Genomic DNA, 15,601 nt, shown 5'->3' with positions numbered 1-15,601 from the left:
TTAGCATTTGGCGGGCCAATGGAAGTCCAGCCCTTCTGAACCCACGCTGAACAGAATTGCACCAAATGTGGCATTCCTTGGCCTTTTGCCACCTTCCGTGCACGGAACGAGCTTCCGTCGGTCATCCGCTTCGGCGATATTTAGCAGATAAAACAGGCTGCAAGGAGCAAACAATGCCGATTGCCGGACAGGGCATGCTGCTGACATCGATGGACGTCGACAGCTTACACGAGGCTGAATTCAACCGCTGGTACGACCGCGAACATATCGAGGAGCGAGTCGCCATCGACGGCTTCCTCGAAGCGCGCCGCTACGTCGCCCATGACGGCAAGCCGAAATATCTGAGCCTTTATTCGACCGCGACCTTCGAGGTGCTCGACAGTCCGGCCTACCGCAAGGCGCTCGCCAGCCAGACCGCATGGTCGAACACCAACATCGCGCGCTTCAAGAACATGATCCGCGGCGTCGCACGCATCACCATCAGCCGCGGCACCGGGCGCGGCGCAGCGCTCGGCATCATCCGCCTGCGTCCGCCGGCCGATGGCGCCGACAGGCTGCGCGCTGCATTGCGAGAGCTGCTCGACCCCGTTCCGCTCGACGGCATCATCTCGATGCACCTGCTCGAGAACGATCCGGCGTTGTCGAAGCCATTGACGGCGGATGCCGCGAAGGCCGATCCCGGCGCCGCCGACTGGTTCGCGCTGATCGATGCAACGGATGTGAGCGCTGTCCCGGCTGCCGCCGCGCGCATCATCGACAACGCGGCGCTCAAGCCGCTGATCGTCACGAGTGGCGTCTACCGTCTGCTGTGGGACCTCGCGAAGAGCGACCTTCCGCAGCGCTAACCGGATTGCGCGCGACTTAACAACCGGGAGAGATGCGGCGACTCGCGGAGAGTTGAAGCAAATGCACGCGATGTGGCGGCGCACCATGCTGCACCGCCACATAATTTGATCGAGCCGAACGCTGGACGCACAGCAGCCGCGCGAAAGCTGAAGATCGCGGAAAATTGCCTTTGCCTTCTCTGGAACGGCTCTAATAAGATAAGTCTATGATCCAATTTGAAAACCGGAAGAACGTCGCATGAGCGTTCGCTGTCAACGATAAGGCCGCGCTGGATCTGGCATTTTCGCGCGGGACAAAGGTAGGAATGAAACCGACTGATATCGCGGCGCCGGATTACTTTCACAAAGTAGTCGATTGCCAATGGGCCTGTCCCGCACACACACCTGTTCCCGAGTACATCCGGTTGATTGCTGAGGGGCGTTACAGCGACGCCTACATGATCAATTGGCAGTCGAACGTGTTTCCCGGGATTCTGGGACGCACCTGCGACCGCCCCTGCGAGCCGGCCTGCCGCCGCGGACGCGTCGAGGAGAATCCGGTCGCGATCTGCCGCCTGAAGCGCGTCGCCGCCGACTTCAAGGACGATATCAAGCACCGGCTGCCGAAGCCTGGACCGAAGAACGGCAAGCGCATCGCGCTGGTCGGCGGCGGTCCGGCGTCGCTTTCGGTGGCGCGCGATCTCGCGCCGCTCGGCTATCACTGCACCGTCTTCGACGCGGATCCCAAGGCCGGCGGCATGATGCGGAGCCAGATTCCGAAGTTCCGTCTGCCCGATACCGTGATCGACGAGGAGACCGACTACATCCTCAACCTCGGCGTCGAGTTCAAGGGCGGCCACCGCATCGAGAGCATGAAACAGCTGCTCGCCGAAAATTACGACGCGATCTTCGTCGGAAGCGGGGCGCCGCGCGGCCGCGAGCTCGATATCCCCGGCCGCAAGGAAGCCGCCGGCAACATCCATATCGGCATCGAGTGGCTGGCCTCGGTCTCGTTCGGCCATGTCGACAAGATCGGCCGCCGCGTCATCGTGCTCGGCGGCGGCAACACCGCGATGGACTGCTGCCGCACCGCGCGCCGCCTCGGCGGCGAAAGCGTCAAGGTGATCGTCCGCTCCGGCTTCGAGGAAATGAAGGCCTCGCCGTGGGAGAAGGAAGACGCGCTGCACGAGGACATCCCGATCCTCAATTTCATGGTGCCGGTCGCCTTCGTCCACGACAACGGCAAGCCCACCGGCGTCACCTTCCAGAAGGTGAAGGCCGAGTACGACGCCAAGGGCCGCCGCAACCTGGTGCCATCAGGCGAGCCGGACCAGACCGTGCCCTGCGACGATGTGCTGGTTGCGGTCGGCCAGGAGAACGCGTTTCCCTGGATCGAAGCCGATTGCGGCATCGAATTCGACAAGTGGCACATGCCGAAGGTCGACCCGACGACGTTCGTATCCACCAACCCGAAGGTGTTCTTCGGCGGCGACGCCGCGTTCGGACCGAAGAACATCATCTGGGCGGTGGCACACGGCCATGATGCCGCGCTGTCGATCCACAAGATGCTGTCCGGCGAGGACATCAACGAGCGCCCGCTGCCGGAGGTGCATGTCTCCTCGCAGAAGATGGGCATCCACGAGTGGAGCTACGACAACGACATCTCCGCCGACAAGCGCTTCAAGGTACCGCATCGCGACAAGGTGATCGCGCTGAAGGACATCCGCGCCGAGGTCGAGCTCGGCTTCGACCTCAAGCTCGCGCTCGGCGAGGCGCAGCGCTGCCTGAACTGCGACGTTCAGACCGTGTTCTCGGCGCCGCTCTGCATCGAGTGCGACGCCTGCGCCGACATCTGCCCGATGGACTGCATCACCTTCACCGAGAACGGCGAAGAGGATGACCTGCGGCAGCGTTTGCAGGCGCCCTCGCCGCATCACGACCAGGCGCTCTACATCGCCGACGGGCTGAAGACCGGGCGCATCATGGCCAAGGACGAAGACGTCTGCCTGCATTGCGGGCTCTGTGCCGAGCGCTGCCCGACCGGCGCCTGGGACATGCAGAAATACCTCATCGATATGGTTCACGCAGGATCAACATGTCAGTCCAAAGCCCGATCAGCAGCGTAAACGACTTCGTCGTCCGCTTCGCCAACGTCAACGGCTCGGGCTCGGCCTCCGCCAACGAGCTGTTCGCGCGCTCGATCCTGCGCCACGGCGTGCCGGTGTCACCGCGCAACATCTTCCCCTCCAACATCCAGGGCCTGCCGACCTGGTACGAGGTGCGCGTCACCGAGGACGGCCATCTCGGCGCCCGCGGCGGCGTCGACATGATGGTCGCGATGAACCCGCAGACCTGGGACAAGGACGTCGCCGGAATCGAGCCCGGCGGCTACCTGTTCTACGATTCGACCAAGCCGATGCCGTCGTCGAAATTCCGCGAGGACATCACCGTCATCGGCGTGCCGCTGACCGCGATCACCAACTCGACCTACAGCGATCCGAGGCAGCGCCAGCTGTTCAAGAACATCATCTATCTCGGCGCGCTCTGCGCGCTGCTCGACATGGACCCGAAGGTGGTCGAGCAGCTGATCGGCGAGCAGTACAAGGGCAAGGAGAAGCTCCTGTCCTCCAACGTCCATGCGCTGCATCTCGGCCGCGACTGGGCGCTGCAGAACCTGAAGTGCCCGATCGGCCTCAGGGTGCGGAAGTCCGACAAGGTCGGCGACCGCATCTTCCTCGAGGGCAACAGCGCGGCCGCGCTCGGCGCCGTGTATGGCGGCGCCACCGTGTGCGCCTGGTACCCGATCACGCCGTCGTCGTCGGTGGCGGAGGCCTTCACCAGCCACTGCAAGAAGTACCGCCACGACCCCGAGACCGGAAAGGCGAAATACGCGATCGTGCAGGGTGAGGACGAGCTCGCCTCGATCGGCATCGTGATCGGCGCCTCCTGGAACGGCGCACGGGCCTTCACCGCGACCTCCGGCCCCGGCATCTCGCTGATGACGGAGTTCATCGGCCTGTCCTACTTCGCCGAGATTCCGGCCGTGATCATGAACATCCAGCGCGCCGGCCCCTCGACCGGCATGCCGACCCGCACCCAGCAATGCGACATCATCGCCTGCGCCTACGCGTCCCATGGCGACACCAAGCATGTGCTGCTGTTCCCCGAGGATCCGGCGGAGGCGTTCGAGTTTGCGGCTTCCGCCTTCGACCTCGCCGAGCGGCTGCAGACGACTATCTTCCTGATGCTCGACCTCGACATCGGCATGAACCACAGGCTGTGCCGCCCGCTGAAATGGGACGATGCGCGGCAGTATGATCGCGGCAAGGTGATGACCGCGGAGATGCTCGAGGAAGGCCGCGATTTCGGCCGCTACCTCGACGTCGACGGCGACGGCATCCCCTACCGCACCTATCCCGGCACGCATCCGACCAAGGGCTCCTACTTCACCCGCGGCACCTCGCGCGATCGCTACGCCCGCTATTCGGAGGAAGGCGCTGTCTACGCCGACAACATGCAGCGGCTGGTGCGCAAGTTCGAGACCGCGCAGGACATGGTGCCGCGGCCGCTGCAGGCCAACGCGGCCAAGCCCACCAAATACGGCGTGATCTATTTCGGCTCGACGTCGCCGGCGATGGACGAGGCGATCGGCATCCTGGAGGCAAAGGGTCATCAGCTCGACCGCATGCGCATCCGCGCCTTCCCGTTCCACTCCAGCGTCGCGAGCTTCATCGCCGACCACGATTTCGTCTACGTGGTCGAGCAGAACCGCGATGCCCAGCTGCGCCAGCTGATCGTCAACGAGAACGGCATCGATCCGGTCCGGCTGGTGCCGATCCTGCACTATGACGGCACGCCGATCACCGCGCGCTTCATCGCCAACGCCATCGGCGACCACCAGGACCACCTCAAGGTGACCCCTCTCCGTAAGGCCGTGTCATGACCTACATCGCAAAGCCGAAGTTTCATCATCCGGGCCTGAAGAAGAACGATCTCGGCTTCACCCACCGCGACTACGAGGGCAAGATCTCGACGCTGTGCGCCGGCTGCGGCCACGACTCGATCACGGCCTCGATCATCGAGGCCTGCTTCGAGCTCTCGATCGAGCCGCATCGGGTGGCGAAGATCTCGGGCATCGGCTGCTCGTCGAAGACGCCGGACTACTTCCTCGGCAACTCGCACGGCTTCAACTCGGTGCATGGCCGCATGCCGTCGGTCCTGACCGGTGCCAACCTCGCCAACCGCGACCTGATCTATCTCGGCGTCTCCGGCGACGGCGATTCCGCGTCGATCGGCTTCGGCCAGTTCGCGCATTCGATCCGGCGCTGCGTCAACATGACCTACATCGTCGAGAACAACGGCGTGTACGGCCTGACCAAGGGCCAGTTCTCGGCGACCGCCGACCGCGGCTCCAAGTCGAAGAAGGGCGTCGTCAACACCGACAACGCGATCGACCTCGTCGCGATCGCGCTGCAGTTAGGGGCGACCTTCGTGGCGCGCAGCTTCTCCGGCGACAAGACCCAGCTGGTGCCGCTTATCGCGGCGGCGATCCGGCACAAGGGCGCGTCCTTCATCGACGTCGTCAGCCCCTGCATCGCCTTCAACAATCACGCCGGCTCGACAAAGAGTTTCGACTATGTCCGCGAGCACAATGACGCGGTAAACCGCCTCGACGTGCTGGTCGGCCGCGATCCGATCAGCGTCGACTATGCGCCGGGCACCGTGCAGGTGGTCGAGCAGCATGACGGTTCGCGGCTGGCGCTGCGCAAGCTCGACGCCGACTACGATCCGCACGACCGGCTCGGCGCGATGACCTTCCTGCAGAAGCACGCGGCCAAGGGCCAGATCGCCACCGGACTGCTCTATGTCGATCCGGACGCGGACGACCTGCACGCCCATCTCGACACCGTCGAGACACCGCTCAACAGGCTCGACGAAAAGGCGTTGTGCCCCGGCTCGGCCGTGCTGGACAAGATCAACGCCAGCCTGCGGTGATTACCGATCCGCCGTCATGCCCCGTGAAGGCGGGGCATCCAGTAATCACTGGCGGCGGGGATTGACTGAGGGGCCGCCGAGTACTGGATCGCCCGCCTTCGCGGGCGATGACAGCGAGAAGAAGCCAATCAGAGAAGTTGAAACAGCCCTGAGGCCAAAGCCCTACGCCGCCACCGCGGCCGCACGCGGGCTGACGACGTACTCCTTCAGCACCTTGTCGGTGCCATCGACCTCGACGAGGGCGACGTCGTAGGTCCAGAGGTCGGCGAGGTGCTGCAGCACGCGCCGTGCGTCGGTCTCGTTGAGCTGCGCGCCCTTCACCGTGGTATGACGCAGCATCAGCCGGCGATCGCCGTCGAGGTCGACGTCGACGACCTCGATATTGGCGTCGATGAAGCCGACATCGTATTGCCGCGCGAGCTCGCGGCGGACCCGCCGATAGCCGCGCTCGTCATGGATGGCATCGACCTTGATGCCGGCGCTTTCCGCCGGGTCGTCGTGCAGGTGGAACATGCGGAAGCGACGGATCAGCGCCGGACTCAGGAACTGGCCGATGAAGCTCTCGTCGCGATAATTGCTCCATATCTCGCGCAGCACGCCCTCGACGTCGCCCTTGCCGGCGATATCGGGGAACCACTGGCGATCCTCGTCCTCCGGGCTGGTCACGATGCGCTCGATGTCCTGCATCATGGCGAAACCGAGCGCGTAGGGATTGAAGCCGGAGTAACGGCGATCGTCGAATTCGGGCTGGAACACCACATTGGTGTGCGACTGCAGGAATTCGAGGAAGTTGCCGTCGGAAATCCGTCCCTGCTGATGCAGGCGGTTCAGGATGCGGTAATGGACGTAGGTCGCGGTGCCCTCGTTCATCACCTTGGTCTGGCTCTGCGGATAGAAATACTGCGCGATGTGGCGCACGATGCGGATGATCTCGCGCTGCCATGGATGCAGCCGCGGCGCAGTCTTCTCCAGGAAATAGAGGATGTTCTCCTGCGGCAGGCCGAGCAGCGCGCGGCGGCGCTCGGCGCTCAGGGTTGCCTTGGTCTTGGTCTTGGTGGTCGGCACCGTCCGCCACAGGTCGTTGAACATCTCCTCTTCGTGCTTGCGGCGCTGGCCGGCTCGCTTCTCCTCGGCGCGAAGATCGAGCGTCTTCTTTCCGGGATAGCGGTCGATGCCGTGCGACATCAACGCATGCGCGGCATCGAGCGTCCGCTCGACCGCCTGGCTGCCATGGCGCTCCTCGCAGATCGCCAGATAGCTCTTGGCGAAGTCGAGATAGTCGAGGATGCCGTCGGCATCGGTCCACTGCTTGAACAAGTAGTTGTTCTTGAAGAAGTGATTGTGCCCGAACGCCGCATGCGCGATCACCAGCGTCTGCATGGTCGCAGTGTTCTCCTCCATCAGGTAGGAGATGCAGGGCGACGAGTTGATCACGATCTCATAGGCGAGGCCCATCAGGCCCTTGCGGTAGGACGCCTCCTGGAACGCGAACTGCTTGCCGAACGACCAGTGCTTGTAGAACAGCGGCATGCCGACCGACGAATAGGCATCCAGCATCTGCTCGGCGGTGATGACCTCGATCTGGTTCGGATAGACGTCGAGCCCGAGCTCCTTGCGAGCGATCTTCTCGCAGGCGTCATGGACGCGCTGCAGGATATGGAAATCCCAGTCGGCACCTTCAAACAGCCGCTCCCCCGACGAGCCCATTACGCCACCCTTTCCTGCTTGCCGCGGCGTTTGAACAAATCCTGGAACACCGGGAAGATCTCGCCGCGCTCGCTGACCTTGCGCATCGACATTGGCGCGCCGTCATTGCGCAGCCGCTCATAGAGCGTCCACAGCGAGGAGTCCGGCATGTCGAAGGTGTAATTGGCGGCCTCGCCGACCTCCAGATAGGCGAAGAACTGGCAGACCGGCAGGATTTTGTCGGTCAAGAGCTGACCGGTCAGCCCGCTGTCGGAGGTCATGTTGTCGCCGTCGGAGGCCTGCGCAGCATAGATGTTCCAGTCGGCCGGGCGGAAGCGGGCACGCACGATCTCGTGCATCGCAACAAGGGCGCTCGACACCAAGGTGCCGCCGGAGGCCGGCCCGTGGAAGAAGGTCTCCTCGTCCACCTCCTCGGCGCGGTCGGTGTGCCGGATGAACACGATCTCGACGTGCTTGTAGCGGCGCTTCAGGAACACGTAGAGCAGCATGTAGAACCGCTTGGCCAGGTCCTTCATGTGCTCGGACATCGAGCCTGAGACGTCCATCAGGCAGAACATCACCGCCTGCGCGACCGGCTTGGGAACCATCTCGAAGCGGCGGTAACGGATATCGATCGGATCGATGAACGGGATCCGCTTGACCTTGGCCTTCAGGGCCTCGAGCAGGGCCAGTAGCTCGGCGCGGCGCTCGCCATCGCAACGGGTGAGTTCCTCCTCGAGCGCCTCGATGTCCTCCTGTCGCGGCCGCCGCAGCGCAACACGCCGGGCCAGGGCACGGCTCACGGTGCGGCTGATCGAAATGTTCGCGGGCGAGCCCGAGGTAGCATAGCCGGCGCGCTGGATGCCCTCGTTTTCAGTATCCGCCAGCTTGCGCTTGGCAAGGTCGGGCAGTTCCAGGTCGTCCAGGAACAGGTCGACGAATTCGTCGCGGCTCAGCACGAAGCGGAAGGCGTCCTCGCTGTCGCCCTCTCCGGCCCCGGACCCCTTGCCGCCGCTCTGGTTCGGCCGCGGCAGCCAGTCGCCTTCGACGAATTTCTTGTTGCCGGGCAACACCATGTCGCGCGTCCCGCCCTCGCGGCGGAACCGCGGCTCATCCATCCCGTCCAGCGAGATGGAGACTTCGCCGCCTTCCAGGACATCCTTGATGTCCCGGTCCTGCGACGACTTCTTCACGGCTCCCTGAACCAGCGCCTTGGCGCGGCGCAGGAACCGCTGGCGGTTCTCCAGGCTCTTGCTACCCGGATTCAGGCGACGATCGACGATATGAATGACCACGTTGCATCCGCCTCGGACCAAGCTGCGATCACGGGGACCGCACTACGATCCCGTCTGTTTGATTATGCATGACTTCCACGCAAACGGCAGGCGCTTGCGTGGAGAAACCGGTTCCATTTCCCGGATCATGCGCTAACCGGCCTGTTTCACCCGCATGTACCACTCGACGAGCCGGCGGACCTGGCGCTCGGTATAACCGCGCTCCACCATCCGCGCGACGAACTCGCCGTGCTTCTTCTCGGTCTCGCCGTCCTTCTTGGAACCGAAGGAGATGACCGGGAGCAGATCCTCGACCTGCGAGAATATCCGCTTTTCGATCACGTCGCGGACTTTTTCGTAGGAGGTCCAGCTCGGGTTCTTGCCGCTGTTGTGGGCCCGCGACCGGAGCGAGAACTTGACGACCTCGTTGCGGAAGTCCTTCGGGTTGGCGATGCCCGCCGGCTTCTCGATCTTGGTCAGCTCCTGGTTCAGGAGCTCGCGGTTCATCAACTGGCCGGTGTCGGGGTCCTTGAAGTCCTGGTCCTCGATCCAGGCGTCGGCGTAGTCGACGTAGCGATCGAACAGGTTCTGGCCGTAGTCGGCATAGGATTCCAGATAGGCCTTCTGGATCTCGTTGCCGATGAACTCGGCATAGCGCGGCGCGAGATCGGCCTTGATGAATTCGAGATAGCGCTTCTCGACCTCATCGGGCAGCTGCTCACGGCGGATCGCCTGCTCCAGCACATACATCAGGTGCACCGCGTCGGCGCCGACCTCGGTGGTGTCGTGGTTGAAGGTCGAGGCCAGCACCTTGAACGCGAAGCGGGTCGAGACGCCGTCCATGCCTTCATCGACGCCGGCAGCGTCCTTGTATTCCTGGACACTGCGCGCCTTCGGATCCGACTCTTTCAGGCTCTCGCCGTCATAGACCCGCATCTTGGCAAACAGCGTCGAGTTCTCGTGCTTGCGCAGCCGCGACATCACCGAGAAGCGCGCCATCGTTTCCAGCGTTGCCGGCGCGCAGGGTGCGGCGGCGAGCTCCGAGCCCTGGATCAGCTTTTCGTAGATCTTCTGCTCCTCGGCCACCCGCAGGACGTAGGGGACCTTGATGACGCAGATGCGGTCGATGAAGGCCTCGTTGTTCTTGTTGGCCCTGAAGCTCTGCCACTCGGCTTCGTTGGAGTGCGCCAGGATGACGCCGGCAAAGGGAATCGCGCCGATGTTCTCGGTGCCGATATAATTGCCCTCCTGCGTCGCCGTCAGCAGCGGGTGCAGCATCTTGATCGGCGCCTTGAACATTTCGACAAACTCCAGCACGCCCTGGTTGGCGCGATTGAGGCCGCCGGAATAGCTGTAGGCGTCGGGATCGTTCTGGGCGTAGGTCTCGAGCTTGCGGATATCGACCTTGCCGACCAGCGAGGAGATGTCCTGGTTGTTCTCGTCACCGGGCTCGGTCTTGGCGACCGCAATCTGGCGCAGCCGCGACGGCTGGATGCGCGCGACGCGGAATTGCGAGATGTCGCCGCCAAAGGCCTCAAGCCGCTTGTAGCACCACGGGCTCATCGGTCCGCTCAGGCGCCGGCGCGGAATGCCGTACTTCTCCTCGAGGATCGGTCCAAGCGAATCCGGATCGAACAGGCCGAGCGGGCTCTCGAACACCGGGCTCAACTCGTCGCCGGCCTTCAGCACGTAGATGGGGTGAACCTCCATCAATGACTTGATGCGCTCGGCGAGCGACGACTTGCCGCCGCCGACCGGTCCGAGCAGGTAAAGGATCTGCTTGCGCTCTTCGAGACCTTGCGCCGCGTGGCGGAAGAAGCCGACGAGGCGCTCGATCGTGTCCTCCATGCCGTAGAAGCCGGCAGCAAAGCCGGGATACGAACGGATCGTACGGTTCAAAAAGATACGGCCAAGGCGTGGGTCCTTGGCCGTGTCGATCATCTGAGGCTCACCGATCGCCGCTAATAACCGTTCGGCCGCGTTGGCATATCGCATCGGATCGCTTCGACACGACTCCAGATATTCGGCCATCGACATGTCGGTCTGGCTTCGCGCTTCGAACGACCTAGCGAAGGCGTTGAACAGAGAATCGTTGTACATGATCCCTCTCTCCACGATATGTATCGCCGCACGACTGACACGAGTCGCAACCAGAGCGTCCAGGATCGAATCAGCGTCGGCACGCTACGTCCATTGGACACTCGACCGACTCACTTCGGCAATGCACGGCGCGTGCAGCCTCTGCCTTATCAACAAGCAGTAAGCTTAATAGTTCATCAATATCCGCTGTCGGGGGCCTGTTTTTGCCGGCTGTAGCCCTCCCGCCACATCCGTGGTTTACCGGGGTCCTGGCCTCCTGGGCGGACATCCAAGCGGGGCAACTTCCCTGCCCGGCGATCAACGTTGGGCTCCCTGAAAATGTGTGCTGAGGCGGCCGTAACGTCAAGATGTGCACGTCGCGCGCCGCATAAACATTCCTTCATGTGCGCTTGAACGTGCCCTCCTGTTGCCGCGACTAAGGCAGCGAGCTTCCACAATTCCGGCGCGGCGCCATTGCCGCGCTTAATTGTGATGCGCGGCAAGCATCGTTTATTCCCATTGCGTTTTCCCGAGGCCAGCCATGAAGCGGACGCTACTCACTGTTGTCATCGTCAGCGCAGCTTGCACGGGCGCGATATCGGTTGCTCACGCCCAGGATGGCGTCGACAAGGCCAAGGCCATGGCGTTCGACGCCAGGATGTTCGCGCTCCCTCGGCTTGAGAAAACCTATGCCTGCTTTGTGCGACGTTACGACGCAAATCACCTCGCACAGCATCCGAAGCAGAAGGTCGGCGCGATGAAGCTCCTGGTCGCGGCGGAAGATGCGCCGGAAGACAAGACCACCAATTACTCGTTCCGCCTCGGCATCAAGTACCGCCATCGTTCCGGCGATTTCGACTCCAGCGGCTATTGCAATCACACCATCGCGACCGATGCCGGTAACGAAGCGCGCTTCGAATGTGGCGTCGATTGTGAGGGCGGGGGCGTCAACGTGGCGCTGTCCAGGGACGACAAGTCCGCCATCGTGCGGCTGCAGAAGATCGTGGTCTGGAATCGCAATAAGCCGGACGACGAGGCGAGCGATGCGCTGTTCGCCGGCGCCGACGACAGGATCTTTCGCGTCGATCGCGCTGACGCAAGCGAATGCGCCGAACTTGTGACCGATCGCAAGGAACTCGCGGCGCTCCGCCACAAATGATAGGCTCAACGCCAAGCAACAGCAAATTTGGCAGGATGCCATGCATCGACGCAGCGTTTTGTGGGGCGCGATTTCAACCATCGGCGCCATCTTCACCGCATCGCGAGCCAGCGCCGCGACCGAGGCGCCGCCGCCGAACCGATTGAAGGTGGTCTATCACCTCAACGAGCTCGACAAGGTCAACTTCGTGATCGGCAACATCCAGAACCACCTCGACGGCGTCGGCGGTCCCGACCATGTGACGATCGCGCTTGTGGTGCACGGCCAGGCACTGAAGGCATTTCAGTCGGCCGCCGCCAACCCCGACCTGTCCCGGCAAGTCGGCCAGTCCGCGAAGGACGGTCTCGAGCTTGCCGCCTGCGCCAATACCATGAGGGCGCAGAACATCACGCTGAAGGATCTGCTGCCCGGCTTCGTTAGCGCCGACAAGGGCGGCGTGGTCCGGCTCGCCGAGTTACAGTCGCAAGGCTACCTTTACCTGCGGCCGTGAAGGCTGGTCCTCGACTGTTCATTAAATTCGCGAAATTCGCGACCCGTCATAAAAATGTGCCGAGATCGAGCTTCGTTCAGATCAGCCTCCCGGGATCGAACTGATGCGACGGGCGTTATCCCTTGGAAATGCTGATATTCCACCCGGGCGCCCGCCCCCGTGTTGACAATCCGGCCCCACCCCAGAAAGCTGCCCGGGAACCCGAAAATCGACCCCGATCGAACAAGAACAGGCATCCATGAATCCCGTCAAAGCACTCGAAAACCACGGCCAGGCAGTCTGGCTGGATTTCCTGGCCCGCGGCTTCGTCGCCGAGGGCGACCTGAAGGCGCTGATCGAGACCGACGGCGTCAAAGGCGTGACGTCGAACCCCTCGATCTTCGAGAAGGCGATCGGCAGTTCGGACGAATATGACGGCGCGATCGGCCAGGCGCTGAAGAAGGGCGACCGGTCGGTGGCCGACCTGTTCGAGCATATCGCGGTCGAGGACATCCAGAACGCCGCCGACGTGCTGCGGCCGGTCTATGACCGGACCCATGGCGGCGACGGCTTCGTCAGCCTCGAAGTGTCGCCTTACCTTGCCATGGACACCAAGGGCACGATCGCCGAGGCCGAGCGGCTCTGGAAGGACGTCCACCGCAAGAACCTGATGGTCAAGGTGCCGGCGACGCCGGAAGGCCTGCCGGCGATCGAGTATCTGATCGGCGAAGGCATCAGCATCAACATCACCCTGCTGTTTTCGCAGAAGGTCTACCGCCAGGTCGCAGAGGCCTATCTGAAGGGCCTGGAGAAGTACGTCGCCAAGGGCGGCGACCCCTCCCATATCGCAAGCGTCGCGAGCTTCTTCGTCAGCCGCATCGACACGTCCGTCGACAAGCAGCTCGACGAGAAGATCGCCAAGGCCAACGACCCCACGGAGAAGGAGCGGCTAGCCGCGCTGAAGGGCAAGGTCGCAATTGCCAACGCCAAGCTCGCCTATCAGGACTACAAGCGCCTGTTCGCGGGCGCCCGCTGGGACAAGCTCAAGGCCAGGGGCGCCAAGCCGCAACGCCTGCTCTGGGCCTCAACCGGCACCAAGAACAAGGACTATAGCGACGTCCTTTACGTCGAGGAGCTGATCGGCCCGGATACCGTCAACACCGTGCCGCCGGCAACGTTGGATGCATTCCGCGACCACGGCAAGCTGCGCGACAGCCTCGAGCAGAATGTCGGCGACGCCCGCCGCGTGCTGGAGGAGCTGGAGAAGTCCGGCATCTCGCTCGACGCGATCACCGCGGAACTGGTCAAGGACGGCGTCAAGCTGTTCGCCGATGCGGCCGACAAGCTCTATGGCGCAGTCGCCTCCAAGCGCGCGACCTCGCTCGGCGGCGGGATCGATCGCCAGAAGCTCGCGCTCGGTGCGACCAGCGCGAAGGCGGTCGAGAAGAGCACCGAGGAATGGCGCGCCGCGGCCAAGATCCGCAGGCTCTGGCAGAAGGACAAGTCGGTCTGGACCGGCGACGACGAGAACAAATGGCTGGGCTGGCTCACCAGCGCAGCGAGCGCGGATGTCGCCGACTATGAGGATTTCGCCCGGCGGGTGCAGGGGCAGCATTTCACCGACGCGGTCGTGCTCGGCATGGGCGGATCGAGCCTCGGACCGGAGGTGCTGGCCGAAACCTTCCCGCGCAAGTCAGGCTTCCCGCGGCTGCACGTGCTCGACTCCACCGATCCGGCGCAGGTGCGCGCGATGGAAGAGTATGTCGACATCAACAAGACGCTGTTCATCGTCTCCTCCAAGTCCGGCGGCACCACCGAGCCGAACGTGATGAAGGACTACTTCTACGACCGCGTCGCCCAGGCGATCGGCAGGGACAAGGCCGGCCATCGCTTCATCGCGGTGACCGATCCCGGCTCCTCGCTGCAGAAGACCGCGATCAGCCAGGGCTTTGCCCGTATCTTCTACGGCGATCCCGCGATCGGCGGCCGCTACTCCGTGCTGTCGCCGTTCGGCCTGGTGCCGGCCGCCGCGGCCGGCATCGATGTCCGCAGCCTGATCCATCACACGCTGTCGATGGTCCGCTCCTGCGGCGCCGATGTGCCGCCGCATGAGAACCCGGGCGTGCAGCTTGGCCTCGCCATGGGCATCGCAGGCCTCGAAGGCCGCGACAAGGTGACGATCTTCGCCTCGGAGAGAGTGGCCGATTTCGGCGCCTGGGCCGAACAACTGATCGCGGAATCGACCGGCAAGGACGGCAAGGGCCTGATCCCGATCGACGGCGAGACGATCGGCGCTCCCGCCGTCTACGGCAACGACCGCTTCTTCATCGACCTGCGCACCGAGGGCGAGGACGACGCCGCGCATGACGCCAAGCTCGCCGCGCTCGAGGCGGCCGGCCATCCGGTGGTTCGCATCGTCATGAAATCGATCGACCATATCGGCCAGGAGTTCTTCCGCTTCGAGATCGCGACCGCGGTGGCGGGCTCGATCCTCGGCATCAACCCGTTCAACCAGCCCGACGTCGAGGCCGCCAAGATCAAGACGCGGGAGCTGACGGCTGCGTTCGAGAAGACCGGCGCACTGCCTGCGGAGCGGCCGGTGGTCTCGTCGGCCGAGGCCGATCTCTACACCGACGCGCAGAACGCCGACGATCTGCGCAGGGCCGGCGCCAATGGCGACCTCGGCTCGTGGATCAGGGCGCATCTTTCCCGCTCCGGCAGCGGCGATTATGTCGCCTTGCTTGCCTATATCGAGCGCGACGGCGACACGATTGACGCCTTGCAGGCAATGCGGCTCAAGGTCCGCGACGCGCGCCACCTTGCGACCTGCGCTGAGTTCGGCCCGCGCTTCCTGCATTCGACCGGTCAGGCCTATAAGGGCGGGCCCGACAGCGGCGTATTCCTGCAGGTCACCGCCGACGACGCCAAGGATCTGCCGGTGCCCGGACAGAAGGCGAGCTTTGGCGTGATCAAGGCGGCGCAGGCGCGCGGCGATTTCGACGTGCTCACCGAGCGCGGCCGGCGCGCCCTTCGCGTACATCTGAAGGGCGATCTCGCCTCCGGGCTTGCGGCGCTCGATGCCGCGATCTTGGCCGCGCTGAACTGAAGGAGCCGC

General features: G+C 63.7%; 10 protein-coding genes. 7 read left to right on the top strand and 3 right to left on the bottom strand.

Annotated features, from left to right (window positions below; genetic code table 11):
* The first annotated feature begins 173 nt into the window (after nt 1-173).
* From ACFFWD_RS25205 to ACFFWD_RS25190, 4 genes are all read left to right on the top strand, one after another.
* Entirely contained in the window at nt 174-845 is a 672-nt protein-coding gene (locus ACFFWD_RS25205; RefSeq protein ID WP_376969653.1) for a hypothetical protein, read from the top strand.
* A 305-nt stretch (nt 846-1,150) separates the two neighbouring features.
* The gene (locus ACFFWD_RS25200) at nt 1,151-2,950 is read left to right on the top strand and encodes an FAD-dependent oxidoreductase (RefSeq protein ID WP_376969651.1); all 1,800 of its coding nucleotides are present in this window, start codon (nt 1,151-1,153) and stop codon (nt 2,948-2,950) included.
* The gene (locus tag ACFFWD_RS25195) at nt 2,920-4,767 is read left to right on the top strand and encodes a 2-oxoacid:acceptor oxidoreductase subunit alpha (RefSeq protein ID WP_376969649.1); all 1,848 of its coding nucleotides are present in this window, start codon (nt 2,920-2,922) and stop codon (nt 4,765-4,767) included. The genes ACFFWD_RS25200 and ACFFWD_RS25195 overlap by 31 nt, the downstream gene beginning before the upstream one ends.
* Entirely contained in the window at nt 4,764-5,819 is a 1,056-nt protein-coding gene (locus tag ACFFWD_RS25190) for a 2-oxoacid:ferredoxin oxidoreductase subunit beta (protein ID WP_376969647.1), read from the top strand. Before ACFFWD_RS25195 ends, ACFFWD_RS25190 begins: the two co-directional genes overlap by 4 nt.
* Nucleotides 5,820-5,981: 162 nt before the next feature.
* Here ACFFWD_RS25190 and ACFFWD_RS25185 read toward each other — a convergent pair whose 3' ends face one another.
* The 3 genes from ACFFWD_RS25185 to ACFFWD_RS25175 all read right to left on the bottom strand — a co-directional run bounded on the left by ACFFWD_RS25185 (nt 5,982) and on the right by ACFFWD_RS25175 (nt 10,879).
* Nucleotides 5,982-7,526, bottom strand: coding sequence for a SpoVR family protein (locus ACFFWD_RS25185; RefSeq protein ID WP_376969645.1), 1,545 nt, complete (start codon nt 7,524-7,526; stop codon nt 5,982-5,984).
* Nucleotides 7,526-8,794, bottom strand: coding sequence for a YeaH/YhbH family protein (locus tag ACFFWD_RS25180; RefSeq protein ID WP_376969709.1), 1,269 nt, complete (start codon nt 8,792-8,794; stop codon nt 7,526-7,528). The genes ACFFWD_RS25185 and ACFFWD_RS25180 overlap by 1 nt, the downstream gene beginning before the upstream one ends.
* A 138-nt stretch (nt 8,795-8,932) precedes the next feature.
* Nucleotides 8,933-10,879, bottom strand: coding sequence for a PrkA family serine protein kinase (locus ACFFWD_RS25175; protein ID WP_376969643.1), 1,947 nt, complete (start codon nt 10,877-10,879; stop codon nt 8,933-8,935).
* A gap of 520 nt (nt 10,880-11,399) precedes the next feature.
* Here ACFFWD_RS25175 and ACFFWD_RS25170 point away from each other — a divergent pair.
* From ACFFWD_RS25170 to ACFFWD_RS25160, 3 genes are all read left to right on the top strand, one after another.
* Nucleotides 11,400-12,017 carry a hypothetical protein gene (locus tag ACFFWD_RS25170; RefSeq protein ID WP_376969641.1) on the top strand — a complete coding sequence of 206 codons (618 nt, stop codon included), beginning with the start codon at nt 11,400-11,402 and terminating at the stop codon, nt 12,015-12,017.
* 40 nt (nt 12,018-12,057) lie between these two features.
* Entirely contained in the window at nt 12,058-12,507 is a 450-nt protein-coding gene (locus tag ACFFWD_RS25165; protein WP_376969639.1) for a DsrE family protein, read from the top strand.
* Nucleotides 12,508-12,745: 238 nt separating this feature from the next.
* The gene (locus ACFFWD_RS25160; protein ID WP_376969637.1) at nt 12,746-15,592 is read left to right on the top strand and encodes a bifunctional transaldolase/phosoglucose isomerase; all 2,847 of its coding nucleotides are present in this window, start codon (nt 12,746-12,748) and stop codon (nt 15,590-15,592) included.
* The last annotated feature ends 9 nt before the right edge of the window (nt 15,593-15,601 follow it).

The sequence above is a fragment of the Bradyrhizobium erythrophlei genome (assembly GCF_042430365.1).
Classification (GTDB): Bacteria; Pseudomonadota; Alphaproteobacteria; order Rhizobiales; family Xanthobacteraceae; genus Bradyrhizobium; species Bradyrhizobium erythrophlei.
The sequence above is the reverse complement of the archived record's forward strand: the minus strand, read 5'-3'. Positions and strand labels throughout refer to the sequence as shown.

Coding starts and splice junctions, on each gene's coding strand:
- ACFFWD_RS25205 (WP_376969653.1), top strand. CDS start 174: ATGCCGATTGCCGGACAGGGCATGCTGCTGACATCGATGGACGTCGAC.
- ACFFWD_RS25200 (WP_376969651.1), top strand. CDS start 1,151: ATGAAACCGACTGATATCGCGGCGCCGGATTACTTTCACAAAGTAGTC.
- ACFFWD_RS25195 (WP_376969649.1), top strand. CDS start 2,920: ATGTCAGTCCAAAGCCCGATCAGCAGCGTAAACGACTTCGTCGTCCGC.
- ACFFWD_RS25190 (WP_376969647.1), top strand. CDS start 4,764: ATGACCTACATCGCAAAGCCGAAGTTTCATCATCCGGGCCTGAAGAAG.
- ACFFWD_RS25185 (WP_376969645.1), bottom strand. CDS start 7,526: ATGGGCTCGTCGGGGGAGCGGCTGTTTGAAGGTGCCGACTGGGATTTC.
- ACFFWD_RS25175 (WP_376969643.1), bottom strand. CDS start 10,879: ATGTACAACGATTCTCTGTTCAACGCCTTCGCTAGGTCGTTCGAAGCG.
- ACFFWD_RS25170 (WP_376969641.1), top strand. CDS start 11,400: ATGAAGCGGACGCTACTCACTGTTGTCATCGTCAGCGCAGCTTGCACG.
- ACFFWD_RS25165 (WP_376969639.1), top strand. CDS start 12,058: ATGCATCGACGCAGCGTTTTGTGGGGCGCGATTTCAACCATCGGCGCC.
- ACFFWD_RS25160 (WP_376969637.1), top strand. CDS start 12,746: ATGAATCCCGTCAAAGCACTCGAAAACCACGGCCAGGCAGTCTGGCTG.